The sequence below is a fragment of the Janibacter cremeus genome, from assembly GCF_029395675.1.
GTDB lineage: Bacteria > Actinomycetota > Actinomycetes > Actinomycetales > Dermatophilaceae > Janibacter > Janibacter cremeus_A.
Window position 1 is genome coordinate 2,303,007 of sequence record NZ_CP115184.1, and the last position, 22,560, is coordinate 2,325,566.

The following is a 22,560-nucleotide window of genomic DNA, read 5'->3' on the forward strand; positions in this document are numbered from 1 at the left end:
CAATGTCGCCGGACTGCGCGCTGACAGCGTCCCCGCGGGCGGGGGAGACTGGGTCATGGACGCGGCCCGGTTCGAGACCTTCGGCATCTCCCACCTGGTGATGATCGGCGTCTTCCTCGCGGGGATCTGGCCGATGGTGCTTCTCGGCAGACTCACCCGACACCGGCCCCGGCAGGTCAGTCGCTGGCTCGCGGTGGGCCTCGTCGCCGCCATCCTGCCGCTGCAGGTGCTCGACCACCTGCCCGGCAACTTCCAGCTCGGTGTGAGCCTGCCGCTGCAGCTCTGCGACCTGGCCGCGGCCGTCGCGGTCGTCGCGCTGTGGACCCGGCGCCACACAGTCGTCTGCGTCACCTACCTGTGGGGGCTCCTGCTCGCCCCCCAGGCCCTGCTCACCCCGGCGCTGTCGGCCGACTTCCCCGATCCACGGTTCCTCGCCTTCTGGGCGATGCACATCTTCGTCGTCTGGGCCGCGGTCTTCCTGACCTTCGGCCTGGGACACCGACCGGACTGGCGCGGCTACCGACGCACGGTACTCATCACCGCCACGTGGATGATCCTCATGTACCCGGTGAACGTGCTGCTCGGGACGAACTACGGGTTCGTCAACCGCAAGCCGTCGACAGGGTCGATCCTCGACCTCTTCGGCCCGTGGCCGTTCTACCTCCTGGTCGAGGTCGTCCTCGTGGCCACCGTGTGGGCCCTGATGACCTGGCCGTGGACCCGGCGACGGCCGCTCGAGAGCCCAGCGCGCGCCATCGAGCAGAGGTGACCGGCCGGCGAACGGGAGAACCTGCGCGAGCCGAGCCACCACCTTCGGGCTGGCCTGACCACGCTCCATCGGGTGCGCGACCTACAGTGACCCCGTGCGATGGACAGCAGCTCTTCGTCCCGCTGCGGCGGCCCTCCTCGTCGCAGCGGCGAGCCTCACCGGAGGGGCGGCCGTGTCGGCGCTGTGGCCGGTCTCCGTGGAGACCGACTACTACGCCGCCGACGTGCGCCTGTCCCCCTCCTGGGACCAGCACTCGACCATCGGCACCGACACGGTCGTCGGCAGCGTCTCCGCCGAGTTCGCCGGATTCGCGCCGGGGATCCGTGTCGAGCCGCGGATCAAGCCGGAGATCACCGACCTGGTCGAGTCGGGCAACCTCGGCCTGTCCACGCTCGCCCTGAACGACGCCGACCGGGAGCGCCTGATCCGGGAGGCGGCCATTGGGGTCGGTCTGCGCTTCCTCGGCGGCGCCGTCCTCGGGACGGGCCTGGTGGTCCTCGGTGCAGGCCTGTACCGCCGGGGTCTCCCCGACCGCCGCCAGGTCATCGGCAGCGTCCTCGTCACCGCCGTCGCGTGCGCCGGTGTCGGCATCACCGCGCAGCGCTCCTACACGCCCGAGCGGCTCGAGGCGCTGCACTCCACCGGTCTGCTCGAGATGGCCGTCGCCAACCGCGGGATCCTCGGCGACGTGCGCACGCGCGCCGACCAGGCCACCCCCTACGTGCGCAACCTGCTGGCGCTCTCCACCGCGGTCCAGGCCGAGTACGCGCCCGCCGAGATCCCCGACGAGAGCGCGCTGAAGGTGCTGCTCGTCTCCGACATCCACGCGGCCAACCAGTACGCCCTGATGCGCACGATCGTGCGGGAGCAGGGGATCGACGTCGTCATCGACTCGGGCGACCTGATCAACTTCAGCCAGGTCGTCGAGGCGCGGCTGACCAACCTCTACCAGGGCATCGCCTCCCTCGGGGTCCCCTACGTCTTCGTCCGGGGCAACCACGACGCCATCTCCCCCGACGACACCGCCCTGCTCGACCGCCTGGCCGAGCTGGACAACGTCGTCCTGCTCGAGCCGAAGCCCGGCGACTACCAGCAGGTGACCGTCGGGGGGCTGCGCATCGCGGGCTTCAACGACCCGCGCACCTTCGGCAACCCGGCGAGCGAGGAGATGGCCCAGCGGGAGCGGGAGGCCCGAGACGCGTGGGTCGAGGCCCTCGGCGACGGGCGGGTGCCCGACCTGACCGTCGCGCACAACCCGATCTCCCTCGAGGACGCCCCCGGTCGCCTGCGGATCAACGGCCACATGCACGTCCCGGAGGTCGACGGCAACCGCATCCAGGTCGGCACCTTCACCGGTGCCGGGACGTTGCGCCACTTCACGTGGAACACCGACGGCGAGCTCCTCGGCCAGCCGAGCGCCTTCGACGTGCTCACCTTCGACTCGCAGTGCCGGGCCGGGCGACTGACCCGCTACGAGTACCGCGCCGTCATCGAGGGACAGCCCAGCTTCGACTCGGTGTCGGTGATCAACGCCGGCCGGATCGCCGAGGACCCGCAGGAGGGGCGCACCTGTGGCGGCGACTCCGTGGCGGTGGAGCCGTTCCCGACCCCCTGACCCACCCCCTTCGCCCCGGTCGCGGCCTGCTCAGCACGACGAACCCCCGCTCCGCAAGGGTCTCGGACTCCTGCGAAGCGGGGGTTTCTCGGGTGACCCGATGATCGTGGTGCCCCCCGGCCGGGCTCAGATGCGCGGGAACGCCGGCGGGTGGACCTTGGCCATCTGCTCCAGCACCCGCACGACCTGGCAGGAGTAGCCGAACTCGTTGTCGTACCAGACGTAGAGGATGCAGCGGTCGCCGGCGGTGATCGTCGCGCGGCCGTCGACGATGCCCGCGTGGCGGTTGCCGACGAAGTCGGTCGAGACGACCTCGGGGCTGTCGACGAAGTCCAGCTGCTTGTGCATCTCGCCGTACAGCGAGGTCTGCCGGAGGTAGTCGTTGAGGGCGTCGACCTCGACGGGCGTCTTCAGCGTGAGGTTGAGGATGGCCATCGAGACGTTCGGGGTGGGCACGCGGATCGCATTGCCGGTGAGCAGGCCCTCGAGCTCGGGCAGCGCCTTGGCCACGGCCTTGGCGGCCCCGGTCTCGGTGAGCACCATGTTCAGGGCGGCGGAGCGACCGCGGCGCTCGCCCTTGTGGAAGTTGTCGGTGAGGTTCTGGTCGTTGGTGAAGGAGTGGACCGTCTCGATGTGCCCGCCGACGATGCCGTACTCGTCGTTGACCGCCTTGAGCGTCGGGACGATCGCGTTCGTCGTGCAGGACGCGGCGGAGACCACGCGGTCGTCGTCGCCGATCATCGCGTCGTTGATGCCCGTGACGATGTTGGGCACCGAGCCCTTGCCCGGCGCGGTGAGCAGCACCCGGGAGACGCCGGGGCACTGCAGGTGCTGGGACAGGCCCTCCTGGTCGCGCCACCGGCCGGTGTTGTCGACGACGATCGCGTCGGAGATGCCGTACTGCGTGTAGTCGACGCTCGTCGGGTCGTCGGAGTAGATGACCTGGATGAGGGTCCCGTTGGCCAGGATCGTGTTCTTCTCCTCGTCGACGGTGAGCGTGCCGTCGAAGGAGCCGTGCACGGAGTCGCGGCGCAGGAGGCTGGCGCGCTTGACGAGGTCGTTGGCGGCGCCCTTGCGCACGACCACGGCGCGCAGCCGCAGACCGTGCCCGGCACCGGCGTGCTCGATGAGGATGCGCGCCAGGAGCCGGCCGATGCGGCCGAATCCGTAGAGGACGACATCGGTCGTCCCCTGCCCGTCGCCGCCGGCGCGACCGATGACGTCGGCGAGCTCGCCGCGCAGGAAGTCCTCGAGGGGCACGTCGTCACCGGTCTCCAGACGACGCTTGTGCAGACGCGCGATGTCGACGGACGCGGGGCCGAGGTCGAGGGTCGCGAGGGCCTCCAGCACCGGGAGGGTGTCGTCCACCGTCATCTCGACGTCGACGCGACGCGTGAACCGGTGGGCCTTGAGGATGTCCGTCGGCGACTGACCGAGGAGCGTGCGCCCGTGGATCGAGGTGACCACGCCGTTCTCCCGGTAGAGACGTCCCACCAGGGGGATCATGGCCTCGGCCTTGGCCTGCCGGTCGGCCCAGTCGGAGAGGTGGTCGTCTGCGGTGGTGCTCGTCTGGTGCATCGTCGTCATGGGGCCAGACAATAGCCGCGGGCCGGGGCCGATCCGTCCCCGGGTCGACCCCCGGGACGAGGGCCGGGCGAAGGGGGCCGCACCCGTCAGTCGGGGGTCGTCACCGTGAAGAGCGCCTGCTGCTTGGGCGCCCCGTTGCAGGTGAGGACGTGGGCCTCGCTCATCGTGCGGGTCACCAGTCGGCTGTGGACCGAGCCGGCCAGGTCGACGTCCACGCGCCACGTGCCGGAGCCGAGGTCGGTCGCGGTCGGCTCGGCGACGTCCGCGAGCCGGGCGCCCGGCACCGAGCCGAGCACGTCGTGCACCGCGACCTGGACGACCGGGGCCCAGCAGCTGCGGCCACGCCAGCGCTCGAGGTCGACCTGTCCGTCGAAGTGGTCCAGCACGACCCGCGGGGCGCTGTCGCCGTCGAGCTGCCCGTACATCGAGCCCTCGGGCAGCAGGGCGGTGTTGCCGGCGAAGCGGTCCCCGCCCAAGTGGGTGGTCTCCCAGACGGCCCCCGGGAGGGCGTCGTCGAGCACGGCGGCGACGACCCGCCCGTCGATGGCGCAGCAGACGTCCTTGCGGGCGTGGGTGCACACGAGGACGAGGGGCTCCTCGGTCGGGTCGGGCAGGTCGTCGAAGCGCCCGGCGAGCTCGACGAGGTCCCGGGGCGTCCGCCAGGTGGAGCGACCGATGAGGCCGCGCCGCACGTCGACGAGGAAGACCGGCTGCAGCCCGTCCGCCTCGACCAGCGGGCCCTCGAGCCGGCCGTGCCGGCGCACCAGCTGCAGGCGGGCGCCGAAGCGGTTCAGCTGGGCGGACAGCTCCCCGGCCACCTCGGTCAGCGGGTCCGCCTCGATGGGCTTCGCCGGCCACGGCCCGGAGTGCCCGACGACGAACCAGTAGGGGGCGGGCACCGCCGTCCCGACAGGCACGTCCCCTCGCTCGCGGGCGGCGAGCGAGCACCGGAAGCGGGAGTCTGCGGGAGTGCTCACGTCGTCGACCCTAACCGGCGCCCGGGAGCCCGGGCAGGGTCCCCACCCCGGCGAGGAGCAGGCGACGTGCGAGCGCGTCACCCAGCTCCACGGGCTCGCCCTCGAGCCAGCGGCCCACGATGCGCGCCTCCTCCTCGTCCAGCCGCAGTCGGCCGGCCCGGGAGAGCAGCAGGTGCGTCTCGCCGGCGCGCTCGATCCGGGCCGCGAGGTGCGACCGCGGTCGCAGTCGCTCGCCCAGCGCCTCGTCAGCGGCGGTCACGGTGGCGACCGGGGGGACCGGCGCGGGTCGTTGGCCCGCCCGGTGGCGTGCCGCCAGGGTGCGGGCCACCCGGTGCACGTCGACGTCGGCCAGGGCGTCGAGGAGAGCGGTGCGCACCTGCTCCACCTCGTCCCCGATCTCGTCCGCATCACCGACGTCCACCCCGGGCGGCAGGGAGGTGCGCTGCTCCGCTCGGGCGAGGACCTCCCTTCGCGCCTGGTCGAGGAGGGCCTCGGCGAGGTGGCCGCGGTGCCACACGTGCACCCCGACGGTCGCGTGCGTGCTCACGCCGCCCAGCGCGGTGGCGGCGTGGAGCCAGCCACGGGGGACGTAGAGGGTGTCGCCGGGCCGCAGGGTGACCTCGAGGTGGGGGCGGTCCGACGAGACGTCCGCGATCGCCTCGGCGCGCTCCTGCCACGGTTGGTCGCGAAGGGGGTGGGTCAGCACCGGCGGGTGGAGGCGCCACCGCTTCTCCCCCGCGATCTGCAGGACGAAGACGTCGTGGACGTCGTAGTGCGCGGAGAAGCCGGTGCTCTGCGCGGGGGTGACATAGGCATTGACCTGCACCGGGTGCCCGAGGTCGGCGGCGAGCTGCTGCGAGAAGTCCAGCAGGGGCGGATGGGTGCGGTGCAGCCCCTGCAGGACGAGGGTGTGCCCCTCGGCGAAGAGCCGCAGCAGGGCGGTGTCGTCGAGCTGGTCGCTGATCGCCGCGCCGACTCCTCCACCGCGGGTGAAGTCGGCGTCGGGCAGCGTCCGCCCGTCCCGTGCCACCCGCAGGAAGGGGGTGCGCAGCCCGCGCCGGGAGAGCAGGTCGTCCACGTCGTCGGTCCCGAGCAGGTCGGCGAACGACGCGGGCAGGGACTCCGCCGGGACGTGCCGGGGCTCCCGGCCCCAGATCTGCGCGAGCCGGTCCGGATCGAGGTCGGTGATGCGACGGAGACCGGTGCACCTCGTCGATGCACCGGCCCCGGGGGTGTCGTTCACTCAGGCACTGCCGTCGGCGCCACCGTCGCCGGCAGCACCATCGGCGCCACCGTCGCCGGCACCGCCATCAGCGCCACCGTCGCCAGCAGCGCCATCAGCGCCACCGTCACCGGCACCGCCATCAGCGCCACCGTCGCCAGCAGCACCGTCAGCGCCACCGTCACCGGCACCACCGTCCGCGCCACCGTCACCGGCAGCACCGCCGTCAGCGCCACCGTCACCGGCACCGCCATCAGCGCCACCGTCGCCGGCAGCACCGTCGGCGCCGCCGTCGCCACCGGCTGCGAGCGGCTGATCGGTCGGCATCCCACCGATCGTCTCGTCGGACATGTCCGGAGTGTCCTGCGGAGGCTGCGTCATGGTGCTTCTCCTTTGCTCTCGGTGGGCGGTACGGATGCACCGCCGTCATCCCCATGTCTACCCACGCGGCGCCCCCGGCAAAAGCCCCCGGGAGTCCTCGGTCCGCGTGGAGCCTGCCCGGCAGCGGTTACTGTCGTGTCATGACCTCCCCCACCGACCGGCGCGAGTACGACATCGTCCTCGTCGGCGCGACCGGCTTCGTCGGACGCCTCACGGCGGCCCACCTGCGCGACCACGCACCCGAGGGCCTGCGGATCGCGCTCGCCGGGCGCTCCCGGCCCAAGCTCGACGCCGTCGCGGCCGAGCTGGGCGGCGCCGCCGGCTCGTGGCCCCGGCTGATCATCGACGTCAACGACCCCGCAGCCTGTGCCGACGTCGCCCGCTCCACCCGTGTGCTCGTCACCACGGTCGGGCCCTACGCCAAGTACGGCTACGAGCTGGTCAAGGCCTGCGCGCTGGCCGGCACGCACTACGCGGACCTGACCGGCGAGGTCCTCTTCGTCCGCGACACGAGCGAGGCCTTCCACGACGTCGCCCACCGCAGTGGAGCCAGGATCGTCCACTCCTGCGGCTTCGACTCCATCCCCTCCGACCTCGGGGTCCTCGAGACCGCGCGGGTGGCGGCCGAGGAGGGCGCCGGGGAGCTGACCGACACGGTCCTCTACGTGCGCAGCCTCAAGGGCGGCCTCTCCGGCGGGACCATCGACTCGATGCGCCAGCAGGCGATCGCCGCACGGGAGTCCCTCGAGGCGCGCCGTGCGATGACCGACCCCTACGGCCTCAGTCCGGACCGGGCGGCCGAGCCGACCCGCGCCGAGCGGGCCGAGGTCGGGGCGACGGAGGCGCCGCAGGGACGGCTGAGGCGCTTCGGTTCCCGTCTGCCCGTGCGCCGCACGGACGACGGCCACTGGACCGGCCCCTTCGTCATGGCCTCGTACAACACGCGCATCGTGCGCCGGAGCAACGCCCTGCTGGACTGGCGGTACGGCCGGGCCTTCCGCTACCACGAGGTGAGCGACTTCGGGACGCGCAGGGCCGCCCCCTTCGCCGCCACCGGCATGACCGCCGGACTGCTCGGCCTCGTCGGCGGCATGTCCTTCAGGCCGACCCGCGCGCTCCTGGCCAAGGCGCTCCCGTCACCGGGCGAGGGTCCGGACGAGGAGTCGCGGGCGAACGGCCGCTTCCGGATGGAGGTCGTGGCCACGACGACGAGCGGGGCGCGCTACGCGACGACCGTCGCGGCCGACGCCGACCCCGGTTACAGCGGGACGGCGATCATGCTCGGGCAGTCGGCCCTCTGCCTCGCCGAGGACGACCTCACGAGCGAAGGGGGCGTGCTCACCCCCGCGGTCGCGCTCGGCTCCGCTCTCGTGGACCGCCTGCGCGAGCACGACTTCGTCATCGAGACCCACCGCGTGGTCTGACCGCGCATGACGCGCTGCCCGACGGGTACCGGTCGGTCATGATCGGATTCCTCGTCGCCGGACTCATCATCGGCGCCCTCGCCCGCCTCATCAAGCCGGGCAAGCAGAACCTGGGCATCCTGGCCACCCTCGGGCTGGGACTGGTCGGCTCACTGATCGGTGGCCTCATCGCCCAGTTCTTCGGCACCGGCAGCATCTGGGAGCTCAACGTCCTCGGCTTCGTCCTCGCCGTGATCTCCGCCGTGCTCCTCATCGGTGTGGCGGAGTCGATGGTGGGTGGGCGCCGGGCGCACCACTGAGGCTCGCCCGGGCCCACCCGGATCCACCCCGCGGTCAGCCGTCGAGGCGGGCCCGGGGCACCGGGTCGTCCGTGCCCTCGAGGCGCACGTCGCGGTGCCACGACTCGGTGCGATAGCGCGTGGTCCACCCCATCGACTCGTAGAGACCGTCGGCTCCGGTGGGGCTGTCCGCGTCGACCTCGAGGGAGACGCGGTTGCGGCCGCGTCGGGCGGTGTCGGCGAGGACCGTGTGCAGCAACGCCTTGGCCACACCTCGCCCGCGCGCCAGGCGGTGCACGCCGATGTAGTCGATGTAGGTGCCCTCGGCCCCGCTCTCGTCGGGCGGCAGCACGAGGGCGGCGACCGCCCCTCCGGGGACCCACTGGCCCTCGACGTCGATCTCGGCGATCCACCAGTGGTCCCAACGGTGGCCGGGAGCCTCGCGCAGCCGGGCGAGGAACTCCGGGAAGGACTCCCGGTAGGAGTTGAAGTGGTCCGCGAAGGACTCCTCGATCATCCGGTAGACCGCCTGCAGGTCGGCCGCCACGGGGGTCCCGTCCTCGCGCTTGGCGATCCGACGGGCGACGACGCCCTCACGGTGGTGGGTCTCGACGAGGTACTCGTCACGCGGCCGGCGGTCCCGGGTCATCTGCGGCCAGGTGCGGGCGAGGCGGTAGCCGGCGGGCTCGAGCAACGAGCGCAGCCGGTCGTCCGCCTCGTGCACGGAGACGTCGAGCCGGGTGCCGCCGAGCCCCCGGCCGCGCGCGATGGTCAGGGCGACCTGCTCGGCCCAGCTGAGCAGGATGGTGGCGAGGTGCTGCTCCTGCTCGCGGCTCAGCTCGGGGTCGGCGGTGAGGTCGACATTCGTCCGACCGGCGGCGCGGTCGTGGACCCGGGCCCACACGCGGATGCGACCCTCGGGGTCGAGCACGACGACCTGGCGACGCGTCCAGGCGCCCTGCCCGACGGCCTCACCGGCGACGACGTCCGCCTCGACGGTGCCGGAGCCCTCGACCTCGCGCTTCTCCGCGCGGACGAGGTCGACGATCTCCTCGACGTCGGCCTCCTCCGGGGCGCGGCTCGTCCAGCCCTCGGGCAGACCCTGCGGGACGATCGGGAGGAAGCCGGCTCGCGGATTCTCCGTCATCGCACGGCCTTCCTGCTGCGCGGCAGGTACTCGGGCGCCCCGCCCCTGGTGTTGGCCTGACGGGCGCGCTGGGTGTTCGCGCCGAAGAGCAGCCCCAGCTGCTCGATGCGCTCCTGCGCGAACGTGGCCCGTGGGCCCTTGTGCCACGTGCCGTCGAAGATCCGCTTGGTGCTGGCGAGCGCGTCCGGCGAACGCTCGGACAGCTGGGCGGCCAACGCCGTCGCGGCGGCGACGGGGTCGAGCGCGAGGTCGGTGACCAGACCGAGCTCCCGGGCACGCTCCCCGGAGAACTTCTCCGCCGTCATCGTCAGCTTCTTGGCGACGTCGATGCCCACGAGCTGGGAGAGGGCGTGCACGCCCGACATGTCCGGGATGATCCCCCACTTGCCCTCGAGGACCGACCAGGTCGCCTCGGGGTGGGAGATGCGGAAGTCGGCCGCGAGGGCGATCTGCAGGCCCCCACCGAGGCAGTGGCCGTCCACGGCGGCGATGACCGGGACCGGGATGCGACGCAGCGCCCACGCCGCCTCCTGGAAGGTGTTGGTCCCACGCCAGGGGCGGGGGACGAACCGGGAGATGATCCCCTTCTGGTCCTTCATCGCCGCGCCGAAGTCGAGTCCGGCGCAGAAGGAGTCGCCCTCCCCGGAGACGATGACCGCGCGCAGGTGGCGGTCGGCGCGCAGCCCGTGGGCCGCCGTCACCAGGTCGTCGAGCATCTCCAGGGTGAGCGCGTTGAGCTTGTCGGGTCGGGCCAGGCGCAGGTGCGCGACACCGCCCTCGATCGTGGTCGTGACGTGGCGAGGCATGCGCCCCAGCCTAGGCGTCCGCGATCGCTGCGAGGAGTTCCGTCAGGATCTGGGCGGTCTCGGCGGCGGTCTCGGAGGACCCGGAGACGAGGACGCCGTTGCCGTCCACGACGCCCACGCACTGGTGGTTCGCGCTGGTGCTCAGCTTGCCGCAGGTGATGTCCCCGTGCTTGGAGGTGTCCTCCCAGATCCGGTCGTAGAAGCCGTCGACCTGGTCGCGGGGGATGGCGACGACACTCAGCGCCTCGTCATCGCCCTTCCGGTAGATCGCCAGGGTGTCCGTCGCGCTGTCGCTCTTGGTCCACTCGCCGAAGGAGTCCGGGAAGGCCACCGACGGGATCGGGCCGGTGGTCGACGGGGGCGACGAGGTCGGTGAGGCCGCGGTGGAGCTGGTGTCCGGGGAGGAGCTCGTCGTGCTGCTCGTGCTGCTCGTGCTGCTCGTGCTGCTCGTGCTGCTCGTGCTGCTCTGTGAGGAGGTGGTGCTCGTGGTGGACGTGGTCGAGGAGGTCGACGTGCCGCTCGTGCTGCTCGTGCTGCTCGGGACCGATGTGGACTCCGAGGACGGGCTCGTCACCGACTCCGTCGCGCCGCTGTCGTCGTCCTTGGTCAGCAGGAAGCCTCCGATGCAGCACAGGAGGACCACGACGAGCACGGTGCCGCCGGCGATCGCGACGAGGGCCCCGGTGGTGATCCCCTTGCGCGGTGGCGGCTGCGGGTCCGGCCGCTCCTCGTGCCACGACCCACCGGGTGGTTGTCCACCGCCCCATCCGCCGGAAGGCGGGGTCGGGGTGGAACCGGTGGGTGGGTACGCCATGACATGCATGGTCACACAGGACGCGACGCGTCGGTGGCACCTCCCCGTGCCGGCGCCGCGTGTCCACCGGCCGACATGACGACGCAGGCGGGACTCTCCCCTGCTGAGTCCCGCCTGCGTCTGCCGTGACTCCCCTGCGAGCCACGGGCCGGTGGTGGCCGGCGATTCCCCTGTCGCCTGCCTCCACACCACAACCTATGGCCGAAGTCACGGGGAGGTCGATGGGGAGAATTACCCATGTCGTCCGGGGGCTCACCGGAGGGTGCGAGGGGGCCCGCGGCCCCCTGGGGGCACTGCGGTCGTCAGTTGCTCTCGAGGAGCACCTTGAGCCGCTGGAGGGTCCCGGCCATGCCCTCCGTGAGCTCGCGGTCGAAGTCGGCGACACCGCCGAGGACCTTCTCCTGCAGCAGGCGCGAGACCTTCGTCGTGCCGTTCGGCGCCTCTCGGCGGTGGACCACCCGGGTGCCGGTGGCCGTCGGCGCCAGCTCGAAGGACCAGGTGCTCGCGTTGTCCTTGATGCGGAAGGCGTAGTCGCGCACCGGGTCGAAGCGCACGACCTTCGCCCGGGTCGGCCACACGAGCGGGCCGCGGCGATTGATGTTGACCGTGCGGGTGCCGAGCCCGACCGGAGCGGTGCCGACGACGTGGGTGCGCATCACCTGGTCGCTGAGGCCGCCCAGCGCGCGCGGGTCGGTGATCACGGCCCACACGGCCTCCGGCGGTGCGGCGATCTCGGTCTCGGTCTCCAGCAGCGGTGCGTTCGTGGTTGTCATGTGTCGAACCCTATGCACGGACGCCCGCGCCGCGGGGGTGGTCGTGACCGGCCCCACCGCGTGAGCAGGGGGCCCCACGTCCCGAGCGATGCCGCGAGGACCCCGACGCTGGGGGAGGATGTGCGGCGTGCCCCTCCCTTCGCCCTCACCGGTCGAGCACGGTCGACCGACCACGCTCGCCCTGGCGGCCCTCGTGCTCGGCGGCATCGGGATCGGGACCACCGAGTTCGTGACCATGGGGCTGCTCCCGGAGATCGCGGAGGGCATCCACACCACGATCCCCCGGGCCGGGCACACCATCTCCGCGTACGCCATCGGCGTCGTCGTGGGCGCTCCCACGATCGCCGTCCTGGGCAACCGGCTGCCGCGGCGCGAGCTTCTCGTTGGGCTGATGCTCCTCTTCGCGCTGGGCAACGCCGCGAGCGCGCTGGCCCCCGGCTACGGCACGCTCATGCTCTCCCGCTTCGTCGCCGGGATCCCGCACGGCGCCTTCTTCGGCATCGCCTCGATCGTCGCCTTCGACATCGTCGCGCCCGGTCGCGGCGGGTGGGCGGTCAGCCGGATCATGCTCGGCATCCCCATCGCCAATGTCGCCGGAGTGCCGCTGGCGACCGCGTTGGGGCAGCAGACCGGCTGGCGCTCGGCGTACTGGCTCGTCGCGGCCATCGGCCTGCTGACCGCGGCGCTCGTCAGCGTCCTCGTCCCCCACCAGCCGGGCGATCGCGAGGCCCGGATGCGCAGCGAGCTCGCCGCCTTCCTCGACTCGCAGGTGTGGCTGACCCTGCTCATCGGCGCCATCGGCTTCGGCGGTGTCTTCGCGATGTACTCCTACATCTCCCCGATCCTGCGCAACCAGACCGGTCTGCCCGCGGACGCCGTCCCGATCTACCTCTTCGTCTACGGCATCGGCGGGCTGCTGGGCACGATCGTCGCCGGCCGCCTCGTCGACCGCTCGGTGCTGCACACCCTCGTGTGGTCGACGGTCGCGACGGGGGCGAGTCTGGCCGCCTTCGCGTGGGCCGCGGACTCGGCGATCCCCGCGGGGGTCGTCCTGCTCCTCGTGTGCATCTCCGTCTCGGCCTTCGTCCTCGCGCTCCAGCTGCGACTGATGGAGGTCGCCGGCAGGGCGCGCACCCTCGGCGCCGCCGGCAACCACGCCGCCCTGAACATCGCCAACGCCCTCGGCGCGTGGCTCGGTGGCGTCGTCCTCGCCGCCGGGTGGGGCTGGCGTGCACCGTCGCTCGTCGGCGCCGGCCTGTCCGTCGCGGGACTGGTCATCCTGCTTCTCTCGCTGCGGATCCACCGCGGCCGCACCACCCTCGACTGAGTTGTCCCACCCCCTTCGCCCCGCGCCAGTCGCGCGACGGGCCGGTGGGGCAGCCGGCATCCTCCAGTGGCTCCGCTCCTGCTCCACCACACGGGCAGTGCCCGCGAGATGGAGCAGGAGCGTAGCCGCCGGGACACTTCGGAAACCGTCGTCGTCGCGCTCTGCACCGCACAATAGGGTCCACCCCATGAGACACCCCGACATCCGGCCGGCGACTCCCGGCGACCTCCCCGACATCCTGCGGCTCGTCCGGGAGCTCGCGGTCTACGAGAGGGAGCCGGACTCCGTCGAGGCGACCGAGACCGACTTCGCGGCCGTCCTCTTCCCCTCCGAGGGCACTCCGACGGCCTTCTGCCACGTCGTCGAGGCGGACGAAGGGGGGACCCCTCGCGTCGTCGGGATGGCGCTGTGGTTCCTCACCTTCTCCACCTGGACCGGGCAGCAGGGCATCCACCTCGAGGACCTCTTCGTCGAGCCGGAGCACCGCGGCTCCGGACTCGGCAAGGCACTGCTGGTGCACCTCGCGCAGATCGCGACGGAGCGCGGGTACCGGCGGCTGGAGTGGACGGTGCTGCGGTGGAACGAACCGGCCATCGCCTTCTACGAGTCGCTCGGCGCGACGCCGCAGGTCGAGTGGGAGACCTATCGGCTCGACGGGGACGCGCTGACGCGCGTGGGCGCGCCGACGCCTACCGTGGCGTGATGGCCCGCGACAAGACCGTCTCCGACAGCATCGTCATCGACGCCGACCCCCTGACCGTCTACGCGGCCGTCAGCGACGTCACCCAGATGGGCCGGTGGAGCCCGGAGAACCTCGGCGGCACCATCGAGCACGCAACGGGCCGCCCCGGGGGGCTCACGGTCGGCACCTCCTTCGTCGGCGCCAACCGGCGCGGCCCGGCCGAGTGGGTCACCGGGTGCGTCGTCACCGCCGCCGACCCGGGCCGAGGCTTCACCTTCCGCGTGCACCGCATCGGTCTGCGCACGCCCCGGGTCCGCGCGAGGATCGCCACCTGGGACTACCGCTTCGAGTCCGTCGAGGAGGGGACCCGCGTCACCGAGACGTGGACCGACGACCGCCCCTGGCCGGACGGTGTGGCACGGCTCTTCGACAAGGTCGCCACCGGCGGCAGCACCTTCGCGCAGTTCCAGGCGGGGAACATCCGACGCACCCTCGACCGGTTGAAGAGCGAGCTCGAGAGCGACCACCGGAGCGACCCGGCGCAGGGCTGAACCCCCCTTCGCGTCCCGGGTGAGGTGGTCCGCGCCCACGCGGGCGGCACCCTCCGCCGGCCGTGTCGAACGGCGGTCCCGACCGCGCAGCGGAACCGCTGCGGACGCGGGGCGCCGTCGGTGCCATAGTGGGCGGGTTGCAGACGCCGCAAGGAGGCCACCGGTGATTCAGTACGTCCACATGTTCAGTGACGGCGACAGGGACCAGAAGGACCTGCTCGGCGGCAAGGGAGCCAACCTTGCCGAGATGGTGAAGCTGGGCCTACCCGTCCCGCCGGGCTTCACGATCACGACCGAGGCGTGCCGCGCCTACCTGTCCGAGGGACGCGTCCCGCCGGAGGTGCGCGTCGAGGTCACCCAGCGCCTGCGTGACGTCGAGGACCTCATCGGCCGCACCCTCGGTGACTCCGAGGAGCCGCTCCTGCTCTCCGTGCGCTCCGGCGCGAAGTTCTCCATGCCCGGGATGATGGACACCGTCCTCAACGTCGGCCTCAACGACGACACCGTGCACTCGCTGGCCTCCTTCTCCGGTGACGAGCGCTTCGCCTGGGACTCCTACCGCCGCCTGATCCAGATGTTCGGCAAGACCGTGCTGGACGTCGACTCCGAGAAGTTCTCCGACGTCCTCGACCGGCACAAGGAGGAGGCCGGGGTCACCGCCGACGTCGACCTCACCGCCGACCACCTCAAGCAGATCGTCGCCGAGTACAAGCAGATCGTGCAGGACGAGACCGGCGCCCCCTTCCCGCAGACGCCGCGCCGTCAGGTCGACCTGGCCATCGAGGCCGTCTTCCGCAGCTGGAACACCGAGCGGGCCAGCCTCTACCGCCGCCGCGAGCGCATCCCGGACGACCTCGGCACCGCCGTCAACGTCCAGGCCATGGTCTTCGGCAACCTCGGCGACACCTCCGGCACCGGCGTCTGCTTCACGCGCGACCCCTCCTCCGGCCACTCCGGCATCTACGGCGACTACCTGCCCAACGCGCAGGGCGAGGACGTCGTCGCCGGTATCCGCAACACCCTCGCGCTCACCGACCTCGAGGACCGCGACCCCACCGTCTACCGCGAGCTGCGTACCGCGATGCGCCGCCTGGAGACGCACTACCGCGACCTGTGCGACATCGAGTTCACGGTCGAGCGCGGCCGGCTGTGGATGCTGCAGACCCGCGTGGGCAAGCGCACCGCCGGCGCCGCCTTCCGCGTCGCGACCCAGCTGGTCGACGAGGACCTCATCACCATGGACGAGGCGCTCGAGCGGGTCACCGGCGAGCAGCTCAACCAGCTGCTCTTCCCGCAGTTCGACCGCGATGCCGAGCGCAGCCTCATCGCCGTCGGCATGGGCGCCTCGCCCGGTGCCGCCGTCGGTCGCGTCGCCTTCGACAACGACAGCGCCGAGGCCGCCCAGGCCGGCGGTGACTCCGTGATCCTCGTGCGCCGAGAGACCTCCCCCGAGGACCTGCCCGGCATGATCGCCGCCGCCGGCGTCCTCACCGCCCGGGGCGGCAAGACCTCGCACGCGGCCGTTGTCGCCCGTGGCATGGGCAAGTGCGCGGTCGTCGGCGCCGAGGACCTCGTCGTGGACGTGGCAAAGAAGCAGATCCGCGTCGGCGAGCACGTCATCAACGAGGGCGACACGCTCGCCATCGACGGCAAGACCGGTGAGGTCTTCCTCGGTGACGTGCACGTCGTCGACTCCCCCGTCATGACCTACATCTCCGAGGGCATGGACGCCGCGCTGGCGATCGCCGACGACGACGAGACCAAGGAGCTCCTCGACGCGGTCCACCGCCTGCTCACCCACGCCGACGCACGGCGCAGCCTGCGGGTGCGCGCGAACGCCGACACCGGCGAGGACGCCCAGCGCGCCCGTGACCGCGGCGCCGAGGGCATCGGCCTGTGCCGCACCGAGCACCAGTTCCTCGGTGAGCGGCGTCATCAGATCGAGCGCGTCGTGCTCGCCGACACCGACGAGGAGCGCGACGCCGCACTGGCGGAGTTGCTGCAGCCGCAGATCGCGGACTTCATCGACCTGCTCACGGCGATGGACGGACTCCCGACGACGATCCGGCTCATCGACCCGCCGCTGCACGAGTTCCTCCCCGACCTGACCGATCTCTCCGTCAAGGTCGCCCTGGCCGAGGAGCGCGGCGAGACCGGCGAGGAGGTCGACCGGGCCCGCAAACTGCTCGACGCCGTGCGCTCGATGCACGAGTCGAACCCGATGCTCGGGCTGCGCGGCGTGCGCCTCGGGCTGAAGATCCCGGGCCTCTTCGCGCTGCAGATCCGGGCGATCGCCGAGGCGGTCGTGCGGCTGCGCGAGGAGGGCAAGGACCCTCAGCCGGAGATCATGGTCCCGCTCATCGGCTCCAACCGTGAGCTGGTCATCGTCCGCGCCCAGGCGGAGAAGATCATCGCCGAGGTCGCCGAGGCCCACAACCAGTCGCTGGACCTGCCGATCGGCTGCATGATCGAGCTGCCGCGTGCGGCCCTGACGGCCAACCGCATCGCCCAGACGGCGGAGTTCATCTCCTTCGGCACCAACGACCTCACCCAGACGACGTGGGGCTTCTCCCGCGACGACGTCGAGACGGCGTTCTTCCCGAAGTACCTGGAGAACGGCGTGCTGACGATCTCCCCCTTCGAGACCCTCGACGCCCTCGGCGTCGGCGAGCTCGTGCGCATCGGCGTGGAGAAGGGCCGGGACACCAATCCCGACCTCAAGACCGGTGTCTGCGGTGAGCACGGTGGCGACCCCGAGTCGATCCACTTCTTCCACAACGCAGGCCTCGACTACGTCAGCTGCTCGCCCTTCCGCGTTCCCGTCGCGCGTCTCGAGGCCGGGCGTGCGGTCGTCCTCACCGACGACGTGGGGACGAAGTAGTCGGGTTGCCGCACCTGCCCCCTGTTTATCGGGTCACCCGATAAACCCCCGGTTCGCACGAGTTTCTTACTCAGGCGAACCGGGGGAAAGTCCAGCTGAGTCGCGCGGAACGGGGGAGTTCGCGCCCCGAGCCACATGACGAAGGGGGCTGCGCACCGTGCGGTGCGCAGCCCCCTTCGTCGATGGTCGGGTCAGACCCGGCCGGTCATGGCGAGAAGCAGGAAGACCAGGGATCGCCGTCAGGACGACGGTGCCCAGGACCGCGCCGAGGACCGCGGTGCCACGCAGCAGGGTCCGCGGGCGCCACGCGGGACGGACGAACATGCTCTCGCTGGGATCGCGTGCGGGCACCCGTACCGTCAGCAGCACCGAGACCGCGACGACGACTGCGGGGACGAGGACCATCGGCACGAGCGAGGGCCTCCCGGTCGACAGCTGCGTGAGCAGCTGGCTCCCCCAGGACCAGCCGTTGGCGCGCGTCGACGCCTCCCACACCGACCACCCGATCAGCCAGGTCAGCAGACCCGTCACCGGCAGCAGGAGGGCGGCCGCGACGAATCGCGCCCATCCCAGCCCACGCCACGCACACCACGTCACGATCCACAACCCGTGGACGAGGACCAATGCCGTGCACACGAGCACCAGCCGGGTCCCCGCAACAGGATCCCAGTTGGCCGGGTCCATCCGAAGCCGGCGAGCGCCGCCCAGAGGGCCGCGGCAGCAGCGAGGACGAAGGCGAGGCCGCTCCCGGCGATGATCACTGCGACGGGTTTCAGGACCTGCACACCGGCGACCCTAGCCGCGGCAACCCGATCGGACACGACGAAGGGCGCCGCACCGGGATCCGGTGGCAGCGCCCGTGACGAGGGATGGGGTCGGGCCGGCTGGCGCCTCCTCCCGGCGATCGATCAGCGCGTGGAGAGCGAGGGGCGGAAGCGGTCACTCATGCGGTGGTCATAGGGCGCGTGGTGGGCGTGCTCCTGGTCGTGCTCGGCCGCGCGTCGGGGGGCGTGCTTGACCGCGGTCGCGGGGCGGAGGGCGGCCTTGGTGCTCATCCAGAACTTCTTCATGACCGCAATGCTGCTGAGTTCAACTATCCTTCTCAAATTCAGCGTTTCGGCAGATCGTCCAGTTTTCCTTCATTGTTGTCTAAGATCCTCCGCATGGTCGATGCACATCGCGTGAGGATCTTCCTGTCCGTCATGGCCTCGGGCTCGGTCAACGCCGCTGCCGAGCACCTCGGGATGTCCGCATCGGCGGTGAGTCAGCAGATCGCGGCGCTGCAGAAGGAGACCCGGCTCACACTCTTCACCCGCGACGGCCGCGGCATCGCCCCCACGCCGGCGGCCCACACGCTCGCGCAGGAGAGCGAACCGCTGATGTCGGAGCTGAAGCGCATCGACGCGGTCGTCGCCGACCTGCGCGAGGGAGCGACCGGCTCGCTGGAGATCGGGTACTTCGCCTCGGCCGGGGCCCGGTGGATGCCGCAGCTGGCCAAGCGCATCCAGGCCAAGATGCCCGAGCTGACGCTGCGCATGGTGCTCACCGAGGGCTACCCGGTCGGTGAGTCACCGCCGGTGGACATCGACGTCGTCCCGGCCGACCCGACGACCTCGGTGCGCCCGGGTCACCTCGTGACGCCCCTGATGACGGATCACTTCGTCGCGCTCGTGCACGCAGACCACCGGTTGGCCGCCCGGCGTCGCGTGGAGATGTCCGAGCTCGCCGACGAGAAGTGGATCAGCAACGACATCTCCGCGGGGATCACCCAGGACATGGTCGACCGGGCTTGTCGCGCAGCGGGATTCCGTCCGCGCTACACGGTCGAGGCGCAGGACCACTACACGGCCACGGCCTTCGTCGCCGCCGGCGTCGGCATCACCGTGCTGCCGGACCTGGCCAGCCGGTCCCTGCCCAGGACGGTGCGGCGGCTGCGCCTGACCAAGCCCAACCCGGTGCGCGACATCGTCGCCCTCACCGCACCCGTCGCTCGGTCGAACGAGGCGGCCGGGCTCGCGGTCGACCTGCTCCAGCAGATCGCCGCCGCCTCCGCCCGGCGGCGATGATCCGCTCGTCCACAACCCATGGCGAAGGGCGGTGACCGTCCCCACCTTCGTCCGGCCGGCGTGGTCGCGCTGCCCCCTGACTGGGACCGTGGACCAGGAGTCCGGAGACACGACGAAGGGACGAGGATGACGGCATTCGGGATCGAGCGCGACCTCGAGCAGGACGTCCGGCGGATGGCCGACCTGACCATGGCGGCGGCCTCCGCGTGGTCCGACGGCGACACCCGCCGATCGAAGCGGGCCGTCGGCGGGATCATCGGCGCGACCACGTCCCCGTACGACCGCGCGGCGTTCGGCTGGGCGGTCACGAGCATCCTGCACGAGCGCCTCAGCATCGCGTGGGAGGGGTACTGGCAGCCCGTCGACATGGACCGTCTGGTCGCTCGAACGCTGAAACGACCTGAACGTGACCTCCTCGGCGATGCGATGGTCCACCACTTGACGCAGTTCGCACCCAGCACGGTCGATCCCGAGTGGCGGGAGCAGCTGGAGGCCCTCGGCGCGCGCGTCTGGTGGCCCGCGCACCAGAGTTACCTCGAGGCACGTGGGGAGGACGAGGACTGGCACGCGCTCGTCACGAGCAGTGCCCGGCTCATCGCCACGATCTGGCACGTACCCCAGATCGAGAGGATCGGCCCCCGCCCGGGCGAAGCCGCACCGGAAAGCGGCTCGGCGAGGGTGCGGGACGTGGACCCACGCATCCTCGAGCGGGTGCGCCGCCTCTTGGCGAAGGCCGAGTCGACGACCTACGAGGCGGAGGCAGACACCTTCACCGCTGGCGCGCAGTCATTGATGGCTCGGCACAGCATCGATGCCGCCGTGCTGGCCGCGACCGAAGCCGGCTCAGCCGCCTCGGGTCCGGGCGCACGGCGGCTCGGCGTGGACAACCCCTACGAGATGCAGAAGGTCGTGCTCCTCGACAAGGTCGCCGATGCAAATCGATGTCGCACCGTCTGGAGTCGCGATCTCGGTTTCGTCACCCTCATCGGCCACCGGGAGGACCAGGTGGCCGTCGAGACCCTCTTCACCTCACTGCTCATCCAGGCCACGAGCACCATGACCAAGCAGGGCAGCCGCACCGACCGCGCCGGGCGCTCACGCACCACGGCCTTCCGGCGTTCCTTCCTCGCGGCCTATGCCGTACGGATCGGCGAGCGGCTCCGTGAGGCCACCGAGTCCGAGGTCCGCACGATGTCGGAGGAGCTCGGCGCGACTGCGGGCAACGGTCGTGAGCTGGTGCCGTTGCTGGAGGAGCGGCGAGCAGCCGTCGACGACGCCGTGGACGAGATGTTCCCGGCCCTGACGACGCGACGAGGTCCGTCGGTCACCGACGCCGAGGGCTGGGACTCCGGCACGGCCGCGGCCGACCGGGCATCACTCTCCGGTGCGGAGGCCGTCGAGGGGTGACTACTCGGCCCAGGCCCTCTCCACCAGCTCGCGGAGCACGGCGTGGTCGATGTCGGACATCCGCTTGACGTAGACGCACCCCTTGCCGATGGTGTGCTTTCCGAGCCGCTCGAGCAGGTCCGCATTGGACCCGTAGAACGTCAGCCCGTACAGCGTCAGTGCCGCCTTGCGCGGGGCCAGGCCGATGCGGAACCACTCCCGCTCCTTGCCGTCGGCGGTCGTGTACGGCTGGGTGCCGAATCCGATCATCGACGGCCCCCAGACGACCGGCTCGACCCCGGTGATCTCGCGCATGAGCGCGAGCGCCTCCTGCGCATCCGTCCGACGACGCTCGTCGGCCACCGCGCCGATGACCTCGTCGGCCGAGGCGTCGGTGGGCCTGGTCTTGCGGTCGTCAGTCATAAGCGGAGCCTAGATCGCGATCGTCCTCCTAGACTGGCTCGAGGAGGGTGCAGCACCTATGCCAGACAACAGATCCGCGCCTCGCCCGCTCCGGGTGGCGATCATCGGCTCGGGACCATCGGGGCTCTACGCTGCCGACGCCCTGACCAAGCACGACGAGGTCGAGGTCAGCATCGACGTCTTCGATCGGCTGCCGGCCCCCTTCGGACTCGCCCGGTACGGGGTCGCCCCTGACCACCTGAGCCTGCGCTCGGTGCGCAACACCCTCGAGACCGTGCTCGACGACCCCGCCGTGCGGCTGCTCGCCAATGTCGAGGTCGGTACGGACATCGGCGTCGAGGAGCTGCACCGGTTCTACGACGCGATCGTCTTCACCTACGGCGCGGCGACCGACCAGCGCCTGGAGATCCCCGGTGAGGACCTGGACGGCGCCATCTCCGCCACGGAGCTGGTCAACTGGTACTGCGGACACCCGGACGCTGCGGGCGAGCGCGTGGAGGCCGCGATCACGGCAGCGACGTCCGCCGTGGTCATCGGTGTCGGCAACGTCGCTGTCGACGTGACGCGCGTGCTGAGCAAGACCGCGCCCGAGCTCGACCACACGGACATGCCCCAGCACGTGCTCGACCTGCTGGCGGCGAGCAGCATCACGAGCGTCACCGTGCTCGGGCGCCGCGGCCCGGCCCAGGCCGCCTTCACGACCAAGGAGCTCAAGGAGCTCGGGGAGCTCGCCGGGGCCGACGTGCTCGTGGACGCGCACGACCTCGCGCTCGACCCCGTCAGCGAGGCCGACATCGAGGGTGAGCGGCGCCGGGAGCGCAACCTGGAGGTCCTGGAGGAGTGGTCCACGAGGACGCCGGCCCGAGGCCGCCGCACGATCCGGCTCCGGTTCTTCTCCCAGCCGGTCGAGATCATCGGACCGGACAGGGTCACCGGAGTCCGCGTCGAACGCACCCGGCTCGACGCGGACGGCTCACTGCGTGGGACAGGTGAGTACACGACGATCGATGCCGACCTCGTCGTGCGGTCCGTGGGCTACCAGGGGATGCCGCTTGCCGGTGTCCCCTTCGACGAAGCCCGTGGCGTCGTGCCCCACGACGAGGGCCGCGTCGTCGACGACGGCACCGTCGTCCCCGGGGAGTACGTCGCCGGCTGGATCAAGCGCGGACCGACCGGCATCATCGGGACGAACAAGAAGGACGCCACCGCGACGGTGCACTCGCTGATCGCCGATGCGCCGCAGCTCCCACGTGCGGCCCAACCCGATCCGGACGCGGTGACCACCCACCTGTCGGCCCGCGGCGTCCGCTACGTCGACGTCGACGGGTGGCACGCGATCGACGCCGCCGAGATCGCGCTCGGGGAGTCGAAGGGCCGCCCCCGGACCACCCTGCACGACCGGGAAGCGCTCCTGGAGTCGGCGCGGCGAGGCGTTCGCGACTGAGGCAGGT

General features: G+C 71.6%; 22 protein-coding genes. 11 read left to right on the top strand and 11 right to left on the bottom strand.

The features are described from left to right. Window positions 1-55: 55 nt before the first annotated feature. Both O9K63_RS10880 and O9K63_RS10885 read left to right on the top strand, forming a co-directional pair. Window positions 56-769, top strand: a complete 714-nt coding sequence (locus O9K63_RS10880) for a TIGR02206 family membrane protein (protein ID WP_277237758.1) — start codon at window positions 56-58, stop codon at window positions 767-769. 94 nt (window positions 770-863) lie between these two features. Beyond that, window positions 864-2,384: a metallophosphoesterase family protein gene (locus O9K63_RS10885; RefSeq protein WP_277237760.1), complete on the top strand. Its 1,521-nt coding sequence runs from the start codon at window positions 864-866 to the stop codon at window positions 2,382-2,384. A gap of 126 nt (window positions 2,385-2,510) precedes the next feature. On the opposite strand, the gene O9K63_RS10890 is transcribed toward O9K63_RS10885, so the two are convergent. The 4 genes from O9K63_RS10890 to O9K63_RS10905 form a co-directional block, all read right to left on the bottom strand. Then, on the bottom strand, window positions 2,511-3,971 hold the full coding sequence (locus tag O9K63_RS10890) for a glyceraldehyde-3-phosphate dehydrogenase (RefSeq protein ID WP_277237762.1): 1,461 nt from the start codon (window positions 3,969-3,971) through the stop codon (window positions 2,511-2,513). Window positions 3,972-4,057: 86 nt separating this feature from the next. After that, on the bottom strand, window positions 4,058-4,948 hold the full coding sequence (locus tag O9K63_RS10895) for a sucrase ferredoxin (RefSeq protein ID WP_277237764.1): 891 nt from the start codon (window positions 4,946-4,948) through the stop codon (window positions 4,058-4,060). Window positions 4,949-4,958: 10 nt separating this feature from the next. Continuing rightward, window positions 4,959-6,191, bottom strand: a complete 1,233-nt coding sequence (locus O9K63_RS10900; protein ID WP_277237766.1) for a cupin domain-containing protein — start codon at window positions 6,189-6,191, stop codon at window positions 4,959-4,961. Further along, window positions 6,188-6,469, bottom strand: a complete 282-nt coding sequence (locus tag O9K63_RS10905; RefSeq protein WP_277237767.1) for a hypothetical protein — start codon at window positions 6,467-6,469, stop codon at window positions 6,188-6,190. The genes O9K63_RS10900 and O9K63_RS10905 overlap by 4 nt, the downstream gene beginning before the upstream one ends. Before the next feature lie 222 nt (window positions 6,470-6,691). Here O9K63_RS10905 and O9K63_RS10910 point away from each other — a divergent pair, with 222 nt between their 5' ends. Together O9K63_RS10910 and O9K63_RS10915 are read left to right on the top strand one after the other, a co-directional pair. Beyond that, entirely contained in the window at window positions 6,692-7,975 is a 1,284-nt protein-coding gene (locus tag O9K63_RS10910; RefSeq protein WP_277237769.1) for a saccharopine dehydrogenase family protein, read from the top strand. 38 nt (window positions 7,976-8,013) lie between these two features. Beyond that, window positions 8,014-8,274 (top strand): GlsB/YeaQ/YmgE family stress response membrane protein, encoded by a 261-nt coding sequence (locus O9K63_RS10915; RefSeq protein ID WP_277237770.1) that lies wholly within the window; start codon window positions 8,014-8,016, stop codon window positions 8,272-8,274. A gap of 34 nt (window positions 8,275-8,308) precedes the next feature. Here O9K63_RS10915 and O9K63_RS10920 read toward each other — a convergent pair whose 3' ends face one another. The 4 genes from O9K63_RS10920 to O9K63_RS10935 all read right to left on the bottom strand — a co-directional run bounded on the left by O9K63_RS10920 (window position 8,309) and on the right by O9K63_RS10935 (window position 11,793). Continuing rightward, a complete protein-coding gene (locus tag O9K63_RS10920; RefSeq protein WP_277237772.1) occupies window positions 8,309-9,400 on the bottom strand; it encodes a GNAT family N-acetyltransferase in 1,092 nt (363 codons plus the stop codon). After that, complete coding sequence (locus tag O9K63_RS10925; protein WP_277237774.1) at window positions 9,397-10,206, bottom strand: crotonase/enoyl-CoA hydratase family protein; 810 nt, start codon at window positions 10,204-10,206, stop codon at window positions 9,397-9,399. The genes O9K63_RS10920 and O9K63_RS10925 overlap by 4 nt, the downstream gene beginning before the upstream one ends. 10 nt (window positions 10,207-10,216) lie before the next feature. Continuing rightward, window positions 10,217-11,020 carry a hypothetical protein gene (locus O9K63_RS10930; protein WP_277237776.1) on the bottom strand — a complete coding sequence of 268 codons (804 nt, stop codon included), beginning with the start codon at window positions 11,018-11,020 and terminating at the stop codon, window positions 10,217-10,219. Between the two features lie 302 nt (window positions 11,021-11,322). Beyond that, window positions 11,323-11,793: an SRPBCC family protein gene (locus O9K63_RS10935; protein WP_277237778.1), complete on the bottom strand. Its 471-nt coding sequence runs from the start codon at window positions 11,791-11,793 to the stop codon at window positions 11,323-11,325. Window positions 11,794-11,920: 127 nt separating this feature from the next. On the opposite strand from O9K63_RS10935, the gene O9K63_RS10940 reads away from it, so the two are divergent. From O9K63_RS10940 to ppdK, 4 genes are all read left to right on the top strand, one after another. Beyond that, a complete protein-coding gene (locus O9K63_RS10940; RefSeq protein ID WP_277237780.1) occupies window positions 11,921-13,120 on the top strand; it encodes an MFS transporter in 1,200 nt (399 codons plus the stop codon). A 187-nt stretch (window positions 13,121-13,307) separates the two neighbouring features. Next, on the top strand, window positions 13,308-13,823 hold the full coding sequence (locus tag O9K63_RS10945; RefSeq protein WP_277237781.1) for a GNAT family N-acetyltransferase: 516 nt from the start codon (window positions 13,308-13,310) through the stop codon (window positions 13,821-13,823). After that, window positions 13,823-14,353, top strand: a complete 531-nt coding sequence (locus O9K63_RS10950; protein ID WP_277237782.1) for an SRPBCC family protein — start codon at window positions 13,823-13,825, stop codon at window positions 14,351-14,353. The genes O9K63_RS10945 and O9K63_RS10950 overlap by 1 nt, the downstream gene beginning before the upstream one ends. A gap of 181 nt (window positions 14,354-14,534) precedes the next feature. Continuing rightward, window positions 14,535-17,234: a pyruvate, phosphate dikinase gene (gene ppdK / locus O9K63_RS10955; protein WP_431190391.1), complete on the top strand. Its 2,700-nt coding sequence runs from the start codon at window positions 14,535-14,537 to the stop codon at window positions 17,232-17,234. A 66-nt stretch (window positions 17,235-17,300) separates the two neighbouring features. Here the strand turns inward: ppdK and O9K63_RS10960 are convergent, their stop codons facing one another. Together O9K63_RS10960 and O9K63_RS10965 are read right to left on the bottom strand one after the other, a co-directional pair. Next, entirely contained in the window at window positions 17,301-17,918 is a 618-nt protein-coding gene (locus O9K63_RS10960) for a hypothetical protein (protein WP_277237784.1), read from the bottom strand. Between the two features lie 224 nt (window positions 17,919-18,142). Further along, window positions 18,143-18,304, bottom strand: coding sequence for a hypothetical protein (locus O9K63_RS10965; RefSeq protein ID WP_277237786.1), 162 nt, complete (start codon window positions 18,302-18,304; stop codon window positions 18,143-18,145). A gap of 93 nt (window positions 18,305-18,397) precedes the next feature. Here O9K63_RS10965 and O9K63_RS10970 point away from each other — a divergent pair, with 93 nt between their 5' ends. Both O9K63_RS10970 and O9K63_RS10975 read left to right on the top strand, forming a co-directional pair. Next, complete coding sequence (locus tag O9K63_RS10970) at window positions 18,398-19,300, top strand: LysR family transcriptional regulator (RefSeq protein ID WP_277237787.1); 903 nt, start codon at window positions 18,398-18,400, stop codon at window positions 19,298-19,300. 126 nt (window positions 19,301-19,426) lie between these two features. Then, a complete protein-coding gene (locus tag O9K63_RS10975) occupies window positions 19,427-20,707 on the top strand; it encodes a DUF2786 domain-containing protein (protein WP_277237789.1) in 1,281 nt (426 codons plus the stop codon). Here the strand turns inward: O9K63_RS10975 and O9K63_RS10980 are convergent, their stop codons facing one another. Further along, window positions 20,708-21,109, bottom strand: a complete 402-nt coding sequence (locus O9K63_RS10980) for a DUF1801 domain-containing protein (RefSeq protein ID WP_277237791.1) — start codon at window positions 21,107-21,109, stop codon at window positions 20,708-20,710. 58 nt (window positions 21,110-21,167) lie between these two features. Here O9K63_RS10980 and O9K63_RS10985 point away from each other — a divergent pair, with 58 nt between their 5' ends. Beyond that, window positions 21,168-22,553, top strand: coding sequence for an FAD/NAD(P)-binding protein (locus O9K63_RS10985; RefSeq protein ID WP_277237793.1), 1,386 nt, complete (start codon window positions 21,168-21,170; stop codon window positions 22,551-22,553). The last annotated feature ends 7 nt before the right edge of the window (window positions 22,554-22,560 follow it).